Origin of the sequence: Lysobacter soli (assembly GCF_003382285.1) — a bacterium.
In the GTDB taxonomy this organism is placed as follows: domain Bacteria; phylum Pseudomonadota; class Gammaproteobacteria; order Xanthomonadales; family Xanthomonadaceae; genus Lysobacter_J; species Lysobacter_J soli.
This window is the reverse complement of the sequence record NZ_QTJR01000013.1, coordinates 1-16850: the sequence shown is the minus strand read 5'-3', so window position 1 is coordinate 16850 and position 16850 is coordinate 1. Positions and strand designations below refer to the sequence as shown.

Sequence of the window (16850 nt, the reverse complement as noted above, 5' to 3'; positions counted from 1 at the left end):
CCATGAATCCCTCGAACTCCGCCGGCGCCCGCTTCCGCGCCGCGCTCTCCGAAGAAACCCCGCTGCAGGTGATGGGCGCCATCACCGCCTACGCCGGCCTGATGGCCAAGCGCACCGGCTACAAGGCGCTGTACCTGTCCGGCGGCGGCGTCGCCGCGAACTCGCTGGGCATGCCGGACCTGGGCATCAGCACGATGGAGGACGTCCTCACCGACGCCCGCCGCATCGTCGATGCCACGCAGATGCCGCTGCTGGTCGACATCGACACCGGCTGGGGCGGCGCGTTCAACATCGCGCGCACGATCCGCTCCTTCATCAGCGTCGGCGTCGCCGCCGTGCACATGGAAGACCAGGTCGGACAGAAGCGTTGCGGTCACCGTCCGGGCAAGGAAGTCGTGCCGAAGGACGAAATGGTCGATCGCGTGAAAGCCGCCGTGGACGCGCGCACCGACGCGGGCTTCGTGATCATGGCGCGCACCGACGCCGCCGCCACCGAAGGCGTTGACGCCGCCATCGAGCGCGCCGTCGCCTACGTCGAAGCCGGCGCCGACATGATCTTCCCGGAAGCGATGAATTCGCTCGACGATTACCGCAGGTTCAAGGCCGCGGTGAAGGTGCCGATCCTGGCGAACCTGACCGAGTTCGGCTCCACGCCGTTCTTCACCACCGACGAGCTGCGCGATGCGAACGTCGACATCGCGCTGTACTGCTGCGGCGCGTATCGCGCGATGAACAAGGCGGCGCTGAACTTCTACGAGACGGTGCGCCGCGAAGGCACGCAGAAGAACATCGTCGACACGTTGCAGACGCGCGCGCAGCTGTACGACTTCCTGGGCTACCACGCCTACGAGGACAAGCTCGATTCGCTGTTCGCGAGCGGCAAGAAGTAAGGCGCTGCGGAAAAGGTCGGCCGACGGAGCGTACAGGGCCTTCGACGTGAGTCCCCCTGTCCCCATCTCCGCCGGCGCGTCCGTCGCCCTGCGACCGTGGCGGGCGCGATCCGGCCCACCACGGTCGGCTGCGACCCGTTCGTCGCAGGCTGGCTTTGTTCGAATGACCCCACTGTTACCCCTTCAGTCCTGACAACGTCGCACCCCGGCCCGACCGGTCACCACCGGCCCGGCCACGCACGAGGAGAACCCCGATGACCGATACGCCCCAGGTCCTGCCCAAGGCCAAGAAATCCGTCGCGCTCAGCGGCACCGCCGCGGGCAACACCGCACTGTGCACCGTCGGCCGCAGCGGCAACGACCTGCATTACCGCGGCTACGACATCCACGACCTGGCGACCAAGTCGACCTTCGAGGAAGTCGCCCACCTGCTCGTGCACGGCGCGCTGCCGACGACCTCGCAGCTGAAGCAGTACAAGGCCAAGCTCAAGCGCCTGCGCGGCCTGCCGGCGATCGTGTCCGAAGCGCTGGAACTGGTTCCCGCCAACGCGCACCCGATGGACGTGCTGCGCACCGGTTGCTCGGTGCTGGGCACGGTGCTGCCCGAGCGCGAAGGCCATCCGGCGTCCGAAGCGCGCGACATCGCCGACAAGCTGATCGCGAGCTTCGGTTCGATGCTGCTGTACTGGTGGCACTTCACGCGCAACGGCCGTCGCATCGACGTGGAAACCGACGACGATTCCGTCGCCGCGCACTTCCTGCACCTGCTGCACGGCGAGGAGCCGTCGAAGCTGCACGCCGATTCGCTCGACAAGTCGCTGATCCTCTACGCCGAGCACGAGTTCAACGCGTCGACCTTCACCGCGCGCGTTATCGCCGGTACCGGTTCGGACCTGCATTCGTGCATCACCGGTGCGATCGGCGCCCTGCGCGGCCCGAAGCACGGCGGCGCCAATGAAGTCGCGATGGACATCATCGCCCGCTACGGCACCGCCGACGAAGCCGAAGCCGACATCCGCGCGCGCATGGAGAAGAAGGAAATCATCATCGGCTTCGGCCACCCGGTGTACACCATCGGCGATCCGCGCAATCCGATCATCAAGGAACTCTCGCGCAAGCTGTGCGCCGACGGCGGCAACCAGACGCTGTTCGACGTGTCCGAGCGCATCGAGAACCTGATGATGGACACCAAGAAGATGTTCCCGAACCTCGACTGGTACAGCGCGTCGGCCTATCACATGATGGGCATCCCGACGCCGATGTTCACGCCGCTGTTCGTCATCGCGCGCACCACCGGCTGGAGCGCGCACGTGATCGAGCAGCGCGAGGACGGCAAGATCATCCGCCCGAGCGCGAACTACGTGGGTCCCGAAGACCGCGAGTACGTGGCGATCGACAAGCGCTGATTGCTCGCAACAGGCACCACGGAAAAGGCCGCGCATTGCGCGGCCTTTTCCTTTTCGGCATATCAATCGCGTAACGCGTCAGAACTTGTAGTCGAAACCCACCGTCACGTAGCGGCCGCGCAGGTCGTACTGCGTGATCTCGTACGGTACGCGCAGCCCGGCGAAGCCGGCCGGATCGTACGGCGGTTCCTCGTCGAACACGTTCTGCACCTTCGCGAAGAGCGTCCAGCCTTCGAAGCCCTTGTAGCCGAAGTAAAGGTCGAACTGGTTGCCCGCATCCACACGCCTGGGAACGTTCGCGGCGGTGACGGTGCGCTGGTCGTAGCCGCCGGTGTAGTACCAGGTGAGGCTCGTGCTCACGTCGCCGATGTCCCAGCCCAGCGTCGTCGTCGCCTTGTTGCGCGGCAATGCCGGGCCGAGGTTGCTGCCGGCGTAATCCACGCTCGGGCCGCCGACGGTCGCCGGACGCTTGTACTCCAGCACGTGCGTGTAGACGCTCGACAGGTTGAAATCGCCCGCCGAGACCGTGCGCCAGCGCTGGCTCAGTTCGACGTCGAAGCCGCTGGTTTCCAGTTCGCTGAGGTTCTGGTAGCGGTTGTAGATCGCGACGAGCTTGCCGTCGGCATCGCGGATCACGTCGGCCGGATCGTTGCGGTTGACGATGGCGGTGGTGTTGTTCGTGCCGATGAGGTTGTCGAGCTTGATGCGGTAGTAATCGACGCTCACGCTCGTGTCGGCCAGCGGCGACAGCACGAACCCGAGGTTGTAGCTGCGCGTGCGTTCCGGATCCAGGTCGCTGTTGCCGACGGTGAAGAAGGTCGGGCGCTGCGTGGAGTTCGGCAGGTCGGGATCGAAGGGATCGACCACGGCGCCGTAGGAAATGTTGGTGCTGTTGGCGTTCTCCGACAGCGACGGCGCGCGGAAGCCGCGCGACGCCGCCGCGCGCACGAGCAGCCAGTCCAGCGGCTGCCAGCGCAGGCTCGCCTTGGGCGAGAACGCGCTGCCGAAATCGCTGTAGTAGTCGCCGCGTCCGGCAAGCTGCAGCTCCAGTCCGGTGGCCACCGGTACGTTGAACTCGGCGTACAGCGCGCTCACGTCGCGCTTGCCGTCGACTTCGGCGATGGCCGGGCGGATCTGCAGGCCCGCGTCGATCTGCCACGGGTTCGTCGACTGCAGCTTTTCCTGTCGCCACTCCGCGCCTGCGGCGAAGCCGACGCTGCCGGCGGGCAGGTCAAACAGGTTGCCGCTGAACTTGAAGTCCACGCCGTTGAGTTCCGATTCGGCCGGACGCACCGTACGCAGGTTGATCGAATCGAGCACCGACTGCGGCGTCGCCGAAGGATCGAGCAGGTTGTAGGTGCCATCGGCCAGCGCGGCCGCAAGGCCGTAACGGTTGGCGAAGCCGGCTGTGACCGTTTCGCGCTCGGTGCTGCGCGAGGTGAACACGCCGGTTTCCCAGTCCCAGCGCTTGGTGCGGCCGCGCACGCCGCCGAGCACGCGGTAGAAGCGTGAGGTGTTGATCTTCTGCGACTGGCCGAGGTTGAAGAAGGTGTACTCGATCGGCGTGTCGACGCCGTACGGGTTGTACGGATTGTTCGCCGGCAGCACGGCGGGAACGGGCTCGGCGAGGCCGGTGTCGGCGTTGAGCGCGAAGCGGCCGCTTTCGAGCGTGAAGTAGGGGCTGGAACCGAAGATCGAATCGCCGCGGATGTAGCTGTAGAGCGCTTCGCCGAACGCTTCGACGTTGTCGGTGATGCGATAAGTGCCCGCGACGTACGCCTGGTAGCGCTCGGTGCCGGGAATCAGCGTCGTGTACGGCGCGAGGTTGAATGCGCAGGTGTTGCCGGCGCGGCCGTCGATCGGCGCGCTCGCCGTCAGCACCGTGCCTTCGGGGCAGTTGCCGTTCGCGTCGAGCAGCGGAATCGACGCACCGTTCGCGCCGAGCAGTCGCGCGCCCTTCGCCGACCAGCCGTTCCAGCGGCCGCCCGGCAGGTCGGTGTAGATGCCGGACTTCGTGAGGTCGCGTTCGTCCTGGTCGAGGCGGTCGCGCTTGAAGTACTCGAAGCTGTACAGCACGTTGTAGCGGTCGGTATCCAGGTCGCCCGTGCCGCCCACCAGCGTGAAGTGGTGCTGGTCGGCGCCGCCTTCGGTGGACGTGCCGACGTCGGCGCCGATCTCCAGTCCGCTCGCGTTCTGGCGCGTGATGATGTTCACCACGCCGGCCACTGCGTCGGAGCCGTACACGGCCGACGCGCCGTCCTTCAGCACTTCGATGCGCTCCACCGCGACCAGCGGCAGCGCGTTGAGGTTGACGAAGGTGTCCGACAGGCCGCCCTGCGGGAATCCGTAGTTCGCCAGGCGCCGGCCGTTGAGCAGCACCAGCGTGTTCTTCTGCGACAGCCCGCGCAGGCCGATGCCCGCCGCGCCCGACGCCCAGCCGTTGTTGTACGTCTCGTTGTAGGCGTTGCCGGTGTTGGCCGAGATCGAGCGCAGCACGTCGGCGACGGTCTGCTTGCCGGATTGTTCGAGCTGCACGCGATCGATCACCTGCACCGGGCTCGGGCCTTCGGCGTCGGTGCGCTTGATGTTGGAACCGGTGACGACGACGGCGTCGAGCGTCTTCCCGTCATCGGTGGTCTGCGCGAAGAGGATTCCTGGAGCGAGTGCCACGGCGATCGCCATGGTCAGAGGTGCGACGTTGCGCATGCGGAAGCGTGAGGTGAGGGCGGCACAGTAGGGCACGCACGTTTCGTCGCCCGAAATGAAGGAACGGAATGGCGACAGTCGGATCGGAAAGAGCACGAGGCATGTCACGCGCATCGACGTGGAAGCGTGTTGCGCGATAGCGCGTGATTTGCAGTGCGTCGCGAGCGAAGTCGCGATGCGTCCGGCGTTCGTCGGCGCGCCGGACTCGTCAGGCGCCGCTGGACGCGCCTCGCGATAACGCCAGAGTCGGCAAAGTCGTGCCTGTTCAGCCGCTTGACCGCCGTCCGTACACGGGGTCGCCAACCGTGGCATAGTCGGGCGGCTTTCGCAGCCAATGGTCCGGGGGGAACCATGCGCGACGACGAAGTGCCGAACAAGACCGATGCCGGGCGCGATGAAATCACCAGTCGCGCGCTGAAGCTGCCCAACGGGCTCCGGTCGATCCTGCTGATGGTGGACGGCCAACGCACCGTGGCGCAGCTGCGCGGCGTCATGGCCGGACTGAAATCGCCGGACGATGCGCTCCAGCAGCTCGAAGCGCTGAAGCTGATCGCCGTGCCGCAGAGTCTGGCCGCAGCCGCCGCGGCGACGATCCGCGATTCCGCGCGACCACCGACGCCCGCAGCGCCGGCGCCGGACTACAACGCGCCCGCCGTTGCGCCGGCCGCGACGCCTTCGGCCGGAGCCTCGGGTTACTCCGCGCTCTACACGCTGATGTCCGACACCGTGCGCGAGCACCTCGGCCTGCGCGGCTACTTCCTTCAGCTGAAGGTCGAACGCTGCACCGACGTCGGCGAACTGATGGCCCTGTTGCCGGACTTCAGCACCGCGCTGGGCAAGGCACGCGATTCCGCGTTCGCGGCCGAAATGGAAAGCCGCTTCCGGATGCTCGCGCAGGCCTGAGTTTCGCCGGGCCCTAAACGCATGAAGGCGGCCTGGGCCGCCTTCATGCGTATCAGCGTGTTGCGCCGCGGCTTACGCCAAGCCTTCGATCTTCAGCGCCTTCTGCACGGCCGGATCGGCTTCCATGCGCGCCTTGAACGCGGCCAGGTGGTCCAGGCCCGAGAGGTCGATGGAGAGGCCCTGCGCCCAGCGCAGCGTGATGTAGAGGTAGGGGTCGGCGTAGCTGCGGAAGCCCGCCAGCCACTGCTTGCCGGCCAGCTGCCGGTCGGCCGACTCGAACAGCGAGCGCAGGCGCTTGCGGGCGGCCAGCTTCACGGCCTCGTGCTGGCTCTCGTCGCCGATAAACGCCGCCGGGCCGAACAGCGGCTTGAAGGCCGGATGCAGGTCGGAATTGACGAAGGCGAGCCACCGGGCCGCCTCGGCGCGCTGGCGCGGGCTGCCGTCGCCGGCGAGGCCGGCTTCGGGGAAGGAATCGGCGATGTAGCCCATGATCGCGGCGTTCTGCGTCAGCACGAAATCGCCGTCGACGATCGCCGGCACTGCGCCGGCCGGATTGATCGCGAGGAAGGCGGGCGCCTTCATCGATTCCTTGTCCAGGATCTCGAGCTGGAACGGCTGGCCCGTCCACTGCAGCGCGATGTGGTCGGCGGTCGAGCACGCGCCGGGCTTGGTGTAGAGCTTCATTGCGGGGATCCCTTCAAGGAAAGCGAATCCCGACACTATGGCCGACGCGCGGGGCGCGGCTCAACGTCGCGGCATGCAACGGACCATTGCCATCGACGCACCCGGACGACGCGCGTCCGGGTTCGGAAAGCCGCGCTTACGAACGACGCGGCTTGAGCGATTGCACCTTATAGAAGGTGTGATCGCCGATCGTCGCCACCTGGTACGCGGTGCGCCACGACGGGCTGGCGATCGCGTGGGCGGCGAAGTGGCTCGCGCCGGGCACGATCTCCTTGCGCTCGCCGGGCGGCAGCGCCCAGTTGCGTTCGGCGTCGAGGGCGATGGTGACGGCCTCGGCCCAGGCGTCGGTGTTGCTCAGGCGCGTGCCCGGCGACACCAGGGTGGGGGCGAACTGCTTGCGCGCGGTCACCACGTCGCAGACGGTGTTGCCCCACAGCCCGCTGTCGCGGCGACGCAGGGCGACCTCGGCGACCGCCTTCTGGCCGCGGACCGACTGGTCGCGCGCTTCCAGGTAGACGGTGGTGCTCAGGCACAGCGAGTCGGCGGTTTGTGGCGGAAGCACGGAGGCCAGCCACAGGATCCAAGCCAGTTTCATCTAATCGGACTCCTTGCTCCGTTGCGCCGGTCCGCTTCATGGCCGCTTCCCGGATGGGGAGGCGGGCCACGGCACGTGCCGGCATGGCGTACTGGGGAGGGCAGCGCACTCTGCGGCGCGCTTTTGCCCATTCACCAAATCCGCGCGCAGGTCGTTGGATGCGCGGGCGGTGAGGGTCGCCACCAAGAGGGGTGGCCGAAAAAGTTGGCGCAAGGTAGCGGCGCCAAGATAAACACGGGGTGAATGCCGGGGGCTTGACCGGGCCTCCGGGATCCGGCTGGATTTTTCCCGCGCCGAATGCAACTTGTTGTCTGTAAACGGAATTCAGGCCGGCGATCCGGCCATCCAAAACCCGAACGCCCATTCAGGAAGGACCGGCCCGGCCGGGCACCAGCGTGAAAGCGGGCTCCTCCGTCGGGCCCGCAACACCCCTGCAGCCCTTGCCCGGCAAGGGCTGCGCAATTCGCTACAGCATGGTCGCGACGCGGCTTCCCTGGGCGATGGCGCGCTTGGCGTCGAGCTCCGCGGCGACATCCGCGCCGCCGATGACGTGCACCGTCGCGCCCTTCGCAGCCAGCTCGTCGGCCAGCGGCTTGAAGGGTTCCTGGCCGGCGCAGATCACCACGTGATCGACCGGCAGCACCTGTTCGCTACCGTCCACGCGCACGTGGAAGCCCTCATCGTCCACGCCGAGGTATTCGACGCCGCCGAGCATCCGCACCTTCTTCGCCTTGAGCGTGGCGCGGTGGATCCAGCCCGTCGTCTTGCCCAGGCGGGCGCCGGGTCGGCCGGGGCTGCGCTGCAGCAGCCAGACCTCGCGTGCGGGCGCCTCGGGCTTCGGCGCGGCGAGACCGCCCCGGTTGCCGTCGTAACCCAGGTCGACGCCCCACTCGGCGCGCCAGCGGGCAGCATCGAGCGCGGCGCTGGGGCCGTGTTCGACCAGGAACTCCGCCACGTCGAAGCCGATGCCGCCGGCGCCGACGACCGCCACCTTGCGGCCCGGCACGACGCGGCCGGTCAGCACATCCAGATAGCTGACGACCTTGGCGTGGTCGGCGCCGGGGAAGTCCACCTCGCGCGGGCGGATGCCCGAGGCCAGCACGACCGCGTCGAAGCCGGCCAGCATCGCGGCATCGGCGTAGGTGCCCAGCCGGACGTCGACGCCGGTCTGTTCGAGCTTGCGGCCGAAGTAGCGGAGCGTCTCGTGGAACTCCTCCTTGCCCGGGATGCGCTTGGCGAGGTTGAACTGGCCGCCGATCTCGCCCGTCGCTTCGAACAGCGTGACCTGGTGGCCGCGCTCGGCCGCGACCGTGGCGGCCGCGAGCCCGGCCGGACCGGCGCCGACGACGGCGATGCGCTTGGGGTTCTTCGTCGGCAGGTAGTTCAGCTCGGTCTCGGCGCAAGCGCGCGGATTGACCAGGCAGCTGGCGGTCTTGTTCTCGAACACGTGGTCCAGGCAGGCCTGGTTGCACGCGATACATGTATTGATGTCGAGCGCGCGCCGCGCGCGCGCCTTGTTCACCCACTGCGGGTCGGCCAGCAGCGGTCGCGCCATCGACACCATGTCTGCCTCGCCGCGGGCGAGCACGCCCTCGGCCACCTCGGGCATGTTGATGCGGTTGGTCGTCACCAGCGCCACGCCGACGTGCGGCTTCAGGCGCGCGGTGATCCCGGTGAACGCCGCACGCGGCACCGACGTGGCGATCGTCGGTACCCGCGCCTCGTGCCAGCCGATGCCGGTGTTGATCAGCGTCGCACCGGCCGCCTCGATCGCCTTGGCCTGCTGCACGACCTCATCCCATGCCAGGCCGTCGTCGACCAGGTCCAGCATCGAGAGCCGGTAGACGATGATGAAATCCGGCCCGCAGGCCTCGCGGATGCGGCGGACGATCTCCACCGCGAAGCGCATGCGCCTGGCGGCATCGCCGCCCCACGCGTCGTGACGTTTGTTGGTGCGCGGTGCGGTGAACTGGTTGAGCAGGTAGCCCTCCGAGCCCATGACTTCCACGCCGTCGTAGCCGGCCTCGCGCGCCATCGTCGCGCTGCGCACGAAGGCACGGATCTGCCGCTCGACGCCACCGGCCGAGAGCGCGCGCGGGGTAAAGGGATTGATCGGCGCCTTGAGCCGGCTCGGCGCGACCTGCAGCGGGCTGTAGCCGTAGCGGCCGGCGTGCAGGATCTGCAGGCAGATGCGCCCGCCGTGCGCGTGTACCGCGCTGGTGACCTGCCGGTGCCGGCGCACTTCCCACGGGAAGCGCATCGTCCCGCCGAACGGCTTGAGCCAGCCGGCGAGGTTCGGCGAGAACCCGCCCGTGACGATCAGCCCCACGCCGCCGGCTGCGCGCTCGGCGAAGTAGGCGCCGAGCTTCGGGAAGTCGGCCGCCTTGTCCTCCAGCCCCGTGTGCATCGACCCCATCAGCACGCGGTTGGGCAGGGTGCAGAAGCCCAGGTCCAGCGGCGCGAACAGGTGGGGGTAGAGCGGATGCGGCTCCGCTTCGTCGAAGTGGAGCGGCCCGGCCGGGTTGGCGATCGTCATGTGAATACGCTGGCGTACGGAAGCCGGCACGATGCCGCGAATGGCGGCGGGGTTCAAGCGCGTTCGTCGGGTTGTGTGGCCACGGCGCGCGCTGCCGGGCTTGGAGCCCGGAACGCCGGGCGTTTTGCTCCACGTGCCGGGCTCGGAGCCCAGACGTCCGAGCGTTTCGCTCCACACGCCGAGCTCTGAGCCCGGGACGCCGGGCGTTTTGCTCCACACGCCGAGCTCTGAGCTCGGGACGCCGGGCGTTTTGCTCCACACGCCGAGCTCGGAGCTCGGGACGCCGGGTGTTTTGCTCCACGCGCCGAGTTCGGAGCTCGGGACGCCGAGCGTTTTGCTCCATGCGCCGAGCTCGGAGCTCGACGAAGCCCCCCTACCGCGTGCGGGAGAGGGGCTTCAATCCGCTATTCCTTGGGTGCTTCCGGCATCGGCAGACACTCCATCACCTCCACCGCATCGCCGGGGAAGATCGAGAAATGCGGGTGGCCTTCGAACATCCGGGCCGCCGCGTCGTGGGAGTCGGCCCCGACCACCGTCCAGGCGGCCAGCTCGTTGCGGATGTCCGAGATGCCCCTGGCATCGATGCGCTTCGTCTTCCCGAGCGGGCTGCCGTGGTCGACGATCGCCTTCTCGTGCTTCTTCACCCAGTCGCCCCAGGCGGCCATGCCGTCCTGCTCGCGGCGGTTGCGTTCGTCCTCGGGCAGGGCCTTCCAGGCGTCGAGGGACGCCGGGGTGCCCAGGAAAACGGCAAGGAATCGCTTCATCGGTGGCTCCTGATCAGTGGGGCGACGGGTCGCCGGCCCTCCCTGATACGACGAATCGCGCCTCCCCGGATCGACATCGCCGGACCTTCCGACGGACGTCGCCGCCACTGCCTAAAAAAGGCCCCAGCGCAAGAGTTGTCTCGCGCCCGGCGCTCACCCACCATGGCTCACCCGTAGTTTCCGGTCCTGTATGGACGACGCTTCCGCACCCCTGCAGGACTATCTCCGCGCCGGCATCGTCGCGGCCGACCTGCCCGACCTGCACCCGCTCCTTTCCGCCCGCGACCTGCTGCGCGCCTTCTCGACCCTGTTCCACGGTGGCGAGGAGAGCGTGATGGTGCGCCTGCTGGTGCTGCGCGCCATTGGCGAGCGCGGCGCCGCGCCGGACTGGAGCCCGCAGGAGCTGCGCGACCACTTCGCCTACCTGGACCCGGTGAAGTTCGACACCGTGCTGGGCCGCCTTCGCGAGAACGACCTGCTGCGCTGGGACAACGACACGCAGCGCTACCGCATCAGCCCGGTTGGGCGCCAGGCGCTGTCGTCGATCGGCCTGCTGCTGCAGTTCAACCGCGAGGGCGACGAGCTGGCCTACGTCACCGCGCAACTCGCCGCCGGCCAGGCCGTGGGGCGCGTGCGCGGCGACGACCTGCAGCACCTGCTGTCGCGCCTCAACGAATACCGCGAGGACTTCGACCAGGCCGTGCTCAGCGGCTCCGAGCACCGCATCCAGCGCGCCGCCGGCACGCTGCAGCAGGTGTGGCAGTGGGTCGAGAAGGGCACGGCGATCGTCAAGGAGATCGCCGCCGACGAGGAACTCGACGCCGCCACGCATCGCGTCGCGCAGCAGATCGGTCGCGCGCAGAGTTCGATGCTGCGTCAGGCGTCGGTGTTCCAGCGTGCGCTGAACCAGCTCGACCGCCATCGCGTACACATCGGCGCGAGCGGTCTTTCGTCCACCGACGTCAACCGCTTCCTGCGTGGCATGGACACCGACGCGCTCGCCGCGCTGGCGGACGATGCGCTCGCGCGCGTGGTCGCGCCGGCCTTCATGCTGGCGCCGATCGCACTGGACATCGCCGAATACGAACTGGTCGAACGCGAGCGCGAGGCGCAGGAAGACGCCTCGCTGCCGCCCGCGCAGGACGCGCCCGACGACACACAGGTGCCGGTCGCCGAGAACGACTACGCGCACGCGGAGCAATGGCTGTCGCAGCTGGCGGCGCTGGAAAGCGACGTTGATACCGCCCTGTCCGACTGGGTGCCGCAGGACGGCTTCGCCGTCAGTGCGTACCGGCTGTCGCTGCTGGGCCTGATCGGCGACCCCGGCGCGGAGAACCGCAACGGCGTCAGCGCGTCCATCGCCCAGTTGCCGCTGCGCTGGAAGGTCGGCACGCAGTTCGAGCAGGTCAACCGCGCGGGCGTGGCGTACATGAGCCGGGCGTGGCTGACGGGGAAGGCGGAGGGTGCTGGCGTCGAAGCCATCGTGACGAGCGACGGAGCCGAGGCGACCGACGTCGAACACGAGCACTCTCCCGAAGCGCACGATGCGGCCGCCCCCTCTACGTCATCCCCGCGAAGGCGGGGATCCAGCGACTTGAGGCCTGCAAGCTCGCCGAAGGCGAAGACACTGGATTCCCGCGTTCGCGGGAATGACGAGCCGAAGCAGAAACCAAAGCGGAAGAAAAAATCCGCCGCAACAACGGAAACCCCATGAGCGATCCCACCGCCACCCTCATCGCCCGCCTGCTCGCCGAGCGCTGGCTGCCGCGCGACGACCACGCGGTGCGCCAGGTCCTGGTCGACGCCGAACTGCGCGATGAACTCGATCGCCGCCTTGCCGGCGCCGGCTTGCGCCTGCTTGAACATCCCTTCGCCGCGCATGTCGCCGTCGGCGTGGCGCGCGCGCAGGAGAACGACGTGTTCGGCAGTGCGCGCGCATGGGCCGCGAGCAACCTGCAGCTGGATCGCGATGCGCTCGCGCTGCTGGTCGTGCTGTGGTCGCTGCTGGTGCTGCCCAAGCGCCAGCGCCAGATCGCGCGGCAGGAAAGCGAACGCCAGCAGGACCAGGAGCAGATGTTCGCCGAACTCAAACCGGTGCCGGTCGGGCAGGACATGGTCGAACCGATCAACGAACGCACGCTGGTGGCCGACTTCGGCGACAAGCTCGGCGGCAAGTTCCGCATCAATCTTTCACTCGGCGCATTGCAGCGACACGGCTTCGTCGTGCGCCGGAAGGAGCGCATTGCCGAAGGTCCGCTGCTGGATCTCGCCTTCGATTACGAACGCATCGCCAGCCGCGTGATGGATGGCGCGCTGTCGTTCGTCGTCGAACAGGCGCGCGCGACGCAGGCGGCCAACGCCGACAGCGTCGACGACGATGCGTACGACGCACCGCTCGACGACGACCTCCACGAAAGCAGCGACACCACCGAAGAGGCGCAGGCCGATGTTTGAGTTCCGCAGCCTGGAAGTCGTGCACTGGGATTACTGGCAGCGTTTCCAGCTGCCGCTCGATGCCTCGGTCATCACCGTCGTCGGTCCGAACGGTTCGGGCAAGACGACGCTGCTCGACGCGCTGCGCACGCTGCTCGCCATCGAGGACCGCGAAACCGCGCGCGACTACAAGACCTACCTGCGCCACAACGGCAAGGGCCAGGCGTGGCTGCGCGCGGTGGTGAGCAATCGTCCGGATCGCCGCGGCGGTCGTCCGTTCTTCCCGATCAAGGACGAGACCGTCACGCTCGCATGCCGCATCCGCAAGCGCGGCGGCGACTGGTCGCGCGATTACCAGATCCTCGCCGGCGACGTGCCGGTCGAGCAGATCGAAACCGGCGGCGAATGGCTCGGCGTGCGCGACTATCGCGTGCGGCTTGCCGGCGCCGGACTCACGCGCGCGATCTGCCGCGTGCTCACGCTGGAGCAGGGCGCCACCGACAAGCTCTGCCAGCTTTCGCCGCGCGAACTGCTGCAGCTGGTGTTCGACGTGTTCGAGGACAAGGCGGTGCTGGACGACTACCAGCGCGCCAAGAGCGAACAGCTCGACGTCGAGAAGGAAATCGAACAGCTGCGACACGGGCTGGGTGAGCTGCATTTCAAGCTCGAATCGGCGCGCGTGGACGTTCGTTCGTTCGAGGAAGGCCAGGCGCTGCGCAACCAGCGCCAGCGACTGCAGGCCGAAATCGCGCCGAAGATCGAACTGGCCGACCTGCGCGCCACGCTGGAAGGCGCGCGCCCGCGCCTGACCGGCCTGCGTCGCGCGCTGCGCGAGCGCGAACGCGTGTTCGACAACCTGCGCACGCGTGAAGCCAACGCCGTCGGTCAACGCGACGAACTGCGCGCGGCGATCGAACGCGCCCGCGCCGACGTGCGCGCCTGCGAAACCGAATTCACCGCCGCGCGCGACCACGCACGCGATGCCGAGATGCTGGTGCGTCGTCGCGACGAACTCGCGCGCATGCAGGCGCAGCGCGGCGCGGTCGACGTGGAAGCACTCAGCCGTCGCGTCGAGGAAGGCCGCCGCCGTCAGGCCGAACTGAAGCTGGAAGCCGAACGCGATCGCCAGCGCACCGGCGAAATCGCCGCGCAGGTGGCCGCGCTCAGCGGTGGCGGACGCATCGTCGAGCCCTTCGAGCGCGATTTCCGCACCGCGCTCGACAACGCGGGCATCGAACACCGCGTGCTCACCGAACTGGTCGACATCGTCGATCCGAAGTGGTCGGTCGCCATCGAAGCCGTGCTGGCGCCGTATCGCCACCTCATCGTGCTGGAGAATCCGCGCGACGAAGGTGCCGCGTGGAAGCTTGGCGAGAAGATGCAGTACCGCCATTTCGTGGTGTCCACGCGCACACTGGTGGAGAAGGCGACGAAGGGGTCGCTGCTGGAAGTGGTGAAGTTCTCCGCCGAGCCGCCGTCGTGGCTGCCCAAGCAGCTGGACAAGATCCAGCGCGTGGAGGACATCGAGGACGGCCGTCGCCTGCCGAAGGGGCAGGACTGGATCACGCTGAAGGGCTACCTGCGCGAACATCGCGGCGGTCGCCACATCGGCGGCGGCGCACCGCATTTCGGCAGCGGCGCGCGGCAGGCGCGACTGGACGAACTGCGCGCCGAGCAGATCGACATCCAGCAGCGTGCGCATGCGCGCGAGGACGAACTGAGCGAACTGGGCAAGCGCGTCGACGCGGAACAAGCGCGACTGCTTGGACTCGATGCCGGCCAGGAACTGGTGACGCGTGCGGCGGAATTCGCCGACGCCGCCGAACGACTTCCCGCGATGGCCGAAGCCGCGCAGCAGGCGGCGGTGGCGCTGTCGGACGCGCGTTCCCGCCTCGATGGGCTCGAAGCGGAAGACAAGGCCGAAAGCATCGCCGACGCCACGCGCGCGGGCGAGATCCGTTCGCTCGACAACGAAGTGCGCGAGCGGGCGCAGCAGATCGCGCAGGAACGCCAGCAGCTGGTGCAGCGCATCGTGGAGTTCCGTCGCAAACGCGCGCTGATGCCGCACGCGTGGCGCAGCGCCGACGCCTTGCGCCAGGCGCGCGAGGAATACGAAAGCGCGGGCGCCGTGCGGCGTGAGCTCGAACGCATCGACGAGCGCCTGCAGCGCGGCGGCTACATCGAGGACGAAGGCTGCATCGCGCTGCGCGACAAGTTCGCCGCCGACCACGACGGGCTGGAATCGACCATTGGCAAGCGCGAGGCGCACCTGCATCGCGCGCGCCGTATCACCGAGGAAGCGCGCGGCGCGTACATCAACGTGCTGCGCGCCACGGTGCGCCGTTACAAGAAGAACCTCGCGGCGCTGGGCGAACTCGCCGGCATCGGCGTCGATGTCGAAATGCCCGAGCTGGTGAACGAGGATGTCGCGCTCGCACAGGCGGGGCTCACGGTAAAGTTCGACTTCGACCGCAAGGGCTGGATCGGGCTGGACGACGGCGAAGCGTCGGGCGGCCAGCAGGTGATGAAGTCGCTGCTGCTGCTTGTCGGCCTGCTGCGCGACGAGGACCAGCCGGGCGGCTTCGTCTTCATCGACGAACCGTTCGCGCACCTGGACGTGTTCAACATCGAGAAGGTCGGCCGCTTCCTGCGTTCGACCGACGCGCAGTACATCCTGACCACGCCGATCACGCACAACCTCAACGTGTTCGAGCCGTCCGACCTGGTGTTGGCGACGAGCAAGCGCCGTGGCGGCAACGCGTGGGCGGAACCCGTCGCGGTGCTCAAGCGCGATCGTCGCGACGACGCGCAGGCGGCGTAAGGCGACGCGCGTGACGACCGGCCGCCAGCAGATCCAGCACACGACGTACCGCAACCTTGCGGTCGTCGTGAAGCGCTGGCCCGGCGCGCCGGCGGAGTTCTTCACCGCCGAAGCGACGGGCCTGGCGACGCTGGCCGGCGCAGGTGCGATGCGCGTGCCGCGCGTGCTCGCGCTGGAACCGGAACGGCTGGTGCTGGAAGACCTCGGCGAAGGTACGCCGAAGGAAAAGTTCTGGACGCTCGCCGGCGAAGGCGTCGCCGCTCAGCATGCGTTGCGCAATGCGCGGTTCGGTTTCAAGCGCGATGGCTTCTGCGGCCCGACGCCGCAGGCCAATCCGTGGACGGACGATGGGTGGACCTTCTTCGCTGAGCACCGCCTGCGTCCGCAGGCGCGTCGCGCGCTGGACGGCGGGCATCTGGCTGCCGATGACGTCGATGCGGTCGAGCGCATCTGCTCGCGACTGCACGATCTGATTCCCGCGCAGCCGGCATCGTTGCTGCACGGCGATCTATGGCTCGGCAACCTGCATTGCTGTGCCGACGGCACGCCGGCATTGATCGACGCCGGCGCGGTGCATTTCGGTTGGGCCGAATCGGAACTGGCGATGCTCACGCTGTTCGGTTCGCCGCCGGATGCGTTCTGGCGTGCGTACGATTCGGTCGCGAAGCCTGTGTCGGATTGGCGCGAGCGCGCGCCGGTGTACAACCTGTACCACCTGCTCAACCATCTGAATCTGTTTGGCGTGAGTTATCTGGGTGGCGTGCGGGATGTGTTGCAGCGGTTCGGGTGATCTTCGCTGCGCGACTAGCTGCCGGCAGTATTCAGTTACACAGACACCGTCATGCCGGCGAAAGCCGGGATCCAGGCCCGTACCATCGGGGCACTCCGGCAGCGGTGAGCCACATCACCGTCATTCCAGCGAAAGCTGGAATCCACTTTGATCTTGATCTTGCCGCTGCCGCTGCCGCTGCCGTTGCCGTTGCCGTCGCTGTTGCTCTTGCTCGTCATTCCCGCGAAGGCGGGAATCCATGGACGTTGCACGCTTTACCCGTGATGTTTACGAGCAAAAGAAGAATCACTAGCCAAGCTTCCGATCGCCTGCGGCGCTCGGG

General features: G+C 68.1%; 13 protein-coding genes. 8 read left to right on the top strand and 5 right to left on the bottom strand.

All coding sequences use genetic code 11. The annotated features are described in order from the left end of the window. The first annotated feature begins 2 nt into the window (after positions 1-2). The gene (gene prpB / locus DX912_RS15225) at positions 3-890 is read left to right on the top strand and encodes a methylisocitrate lyase (protein ID WP_115843813.1); all 888 of its coding nucleotides are present in this window, start codon (positions 3-5) and stop codon (positions 888-890) included. 254 nt (positions 891-1144) lie between these two features. Beyond that, positions 1145-2296 (top strand): bifunctional 2-methylcitrate synthase/citrate synthase, encoded by a 1152-nt coding sequence (prpC, locus tag DX912_RS15220; protein ID WP_115843811.1) that lies wholly within the window; start codon positions 1145-1147, stop codon positions 2294-2296. Between the two features lie 78 nt (positions 2297-2374). On the opposite strand, the gene DX912_RS15215 is transcribed toward prpC, so the two are convergent. Next, entirely contained in the window at positions 2375-4978 is a 2604-nt protein-coding gene (locus DX912_RS15215; RefSeq protein WP_233433613.1) for a TonB-dependent receptor plug domain-containing protein, read from the bottom strand. A gap of 375 nt (positions 4979-5353) precedes the next feature. Between DX912_RS15215 and DX912_RS15210 the strand changes: the two genes are divergently transcribed. Continuing rightward, positions 5354-5905, top strand: coding sequence for a hypothetical protein (locus DX912_RS15210; RefSeq protein WP_115843809.1), 552 nt, complete (start codon positions 5354-5356; stop codon positions 5903-5905). A 72-nt stretch (positions 5906-5977) separates the two neighbouring features. On the opposite strand, the gene DX912_RS15205 is transcribed toward DX912_RS15210, so the two are convergent. The 4 genes from DX912_RS15205 to DX912_RS15190 all read right to left on the bottom strand — a co-directional run bounded on the left by DX912_RS15205 (position 5978) and on the right by DX912_RS15190 (position 10484). Then, positions 5978-6589, bottom strand: a complete 612-nt coding sequence (locus DX912_RS15205) for a glutathione S-transferase N-terminal domain-containing protein (protein ID WP_115843807.1) — start codon at positions 6587-6589, stop codon at positions 5978-5980. Between the two features lie 136 nt (positions 6590-6725). Next, the gene (locus DX912_RS15200) at positions 6726-7184 is read right to left on the bottom strand and encodes a cell wall hydrolase (RefSeq protein ID WP_115843805.1); all 459 of its coding nucleotides are present in this window, start codon (positions 7182-7184) and stop codon (positions 6726-6728) included. Positions 7185-7650: 466 nt separating this feature from the next. Beyond that, positions 7651-9720 (bottom strand): NADPH-dependent 2,4-dienoyl-CoA reductase, encoded by a 2070-nt coding sequence (locus tag DX912_RS15195; RefSeq protein WP_115843803.1) that lies wholly within the window; start codon positions 9718-9720, stop codon positions 7651-7653. A gap of 404 nt (positions 9721-10124) precedes the next feature. After that, positions 10125-10484, bottom strand: coding sequence for a hypothetical protein (locus tag DX912_RS15190; RefSeq protein ID WP_115843801.1), 360 nt, complete (start codon positions 10482-10484; stop codon positions 10125-10127). A gap of 190 nt (positions 10485-10674) precedes the next feature. Between DX912_RS15190 and DX912_RS15185 the strand changes: the two genes are divergently transcribed. The 5 genes from DX912_RS15185 to DX912_RS18525 all read left to right on the top strand — a co-directional run. Continuing rightward, positions 10675-12198 (top strand): hypothetical protein, encoded by a 1524-nt coding sequence (locus DX912_RS15185; RefSeq protein ID WP_115843799.1) that lies wholly within the window; start codon positions 10675-10677, stop codon positions 12196-12198. Further along, positions 12195-12938, top strand: a complete 744-nt coding sequence (locus DX912_RS15180) for a hypothetical protein (protein WP_115843797.1) — start codon at positions 12195-12197, stop codon at positions 12936-12938. The genes DX912_RS15185 and DX912_RS15180 overlap by 4 nt, the downstream gene beginning before the upstream one ends. After that, the gene (locus DX912_RS15175) at positions 12931-15738 is read left to right on the top strand and encodes an AAA family ATPase (RefSeq protein ID WP_181902859.1); all 2808 of its coding nucleotides are present in this window, start codon (positions 12931-12933) and stop codon (positions 15736-15738) included. Before DX912_RS15180 ends, DX912_RS15175 begins: the two co-directional genes overlap by 8 nt. Before the next feature lie 10 nt (positions 15739-15748). Beyond that, the gene (locus DX912_RS15170; protein WP_181902858.1) at positions 15749-16528 is read left to right on the top strand and encodes a fructosamine kinase family protein; all 780 of its coding nucleotides are present in this window, start codon (positions 15749-15751) and stop codon (positions 16526-16528) included. Between the two features lie 104 nt (positions 16529-16632). Further along, positions 16633-16850 (top strand): hypothetical protein (locus DX912_RS18525; protein ID WP_220340816.1); only part of this gene is annotated, 218 nt, incomplete at its 3' end.

Excerpts from the sequence above, each read along its gene's own strand:
- DX912_RS15175 (WP_181902859.1), top strand. The coding sequence starts at position 12,931 with ATGTTTGAGTTCCGCAGCCTGGAAGTCGTGCACTGGGATTACTGGCAG.
- DX912_RS15195 (WP_115843803.1), bottom strand. The coding sequence starts at position 9,720 with ATGACGATCGCCAACCCGGCCGGGCCGCTCCACTTCGACGAAGCGGAG.
- DX912_RS15190 (WP_115843801.1), bottom strand. The coding sequence starts at position 10,484 with ATGAAGCGATTCCTTGCCGTTTTCCTGGGCACCCCGGCGTCCCTCGAC.
- DX912_RS15185 (WP_115843799.1), top strand. The coding sequence starts at position 10,675 with ATGGACGACGCTTCCGCACCCCTGCAGGACTATCTCCGCGCCGGCATC.
- DX912_RS15210 (WP_115843809.1), top strand. The coding sequence starts at position 5,354 with ATGCGCGACGACGAAGTGCCGAACAAGACCGATGCCGGGCGCGATGAA.
- DX912_RS15215 (WP_233433613.1), bottom strand. The coding sequence starts at position 4,978 with ATGGCGATCGCCGTGGCACTCGCTCCAGGAATCCTCTTCGCGCAGACC.
- DX912_RS15205 (WP_115843807.1), bottom strand. The coding sequence starts at position 6,589 with ATGAAGCTCTACACCAAGCCCGGCGCGTGCTCGACCGCCGACCACATC.
- prpC (WP_115843811.1), top strand. The coding sequence starts at position 1,145 with ATGACCGATACGCCCCAGGTCCTGCCCAAGGCCAAGAAATCCGTCGCG.
- DX912_RS15180 (WP_115843797.1), top strand. The coding sequence starts at position 12,195 with ATGAGCGATCCCACCGCCACCCTCATCGCCCGCCTGCTCGCCGAGCGC.
- prpB (WP_115843813.1), top strand. The coding sequence starts at position 3 with ATGAATCCCTCGAACTCCGCCGGCGCCCGCTTCCGCGCCGCGCTCTCC.
- DX912_RS15200 (WP_115843805.1), bottom strand. The coding sequence starts at position 7,184 with ATGAAACTGGCTTGGATCCTGTGGCTGGCCTCCGTGCTTCCGCCACAA.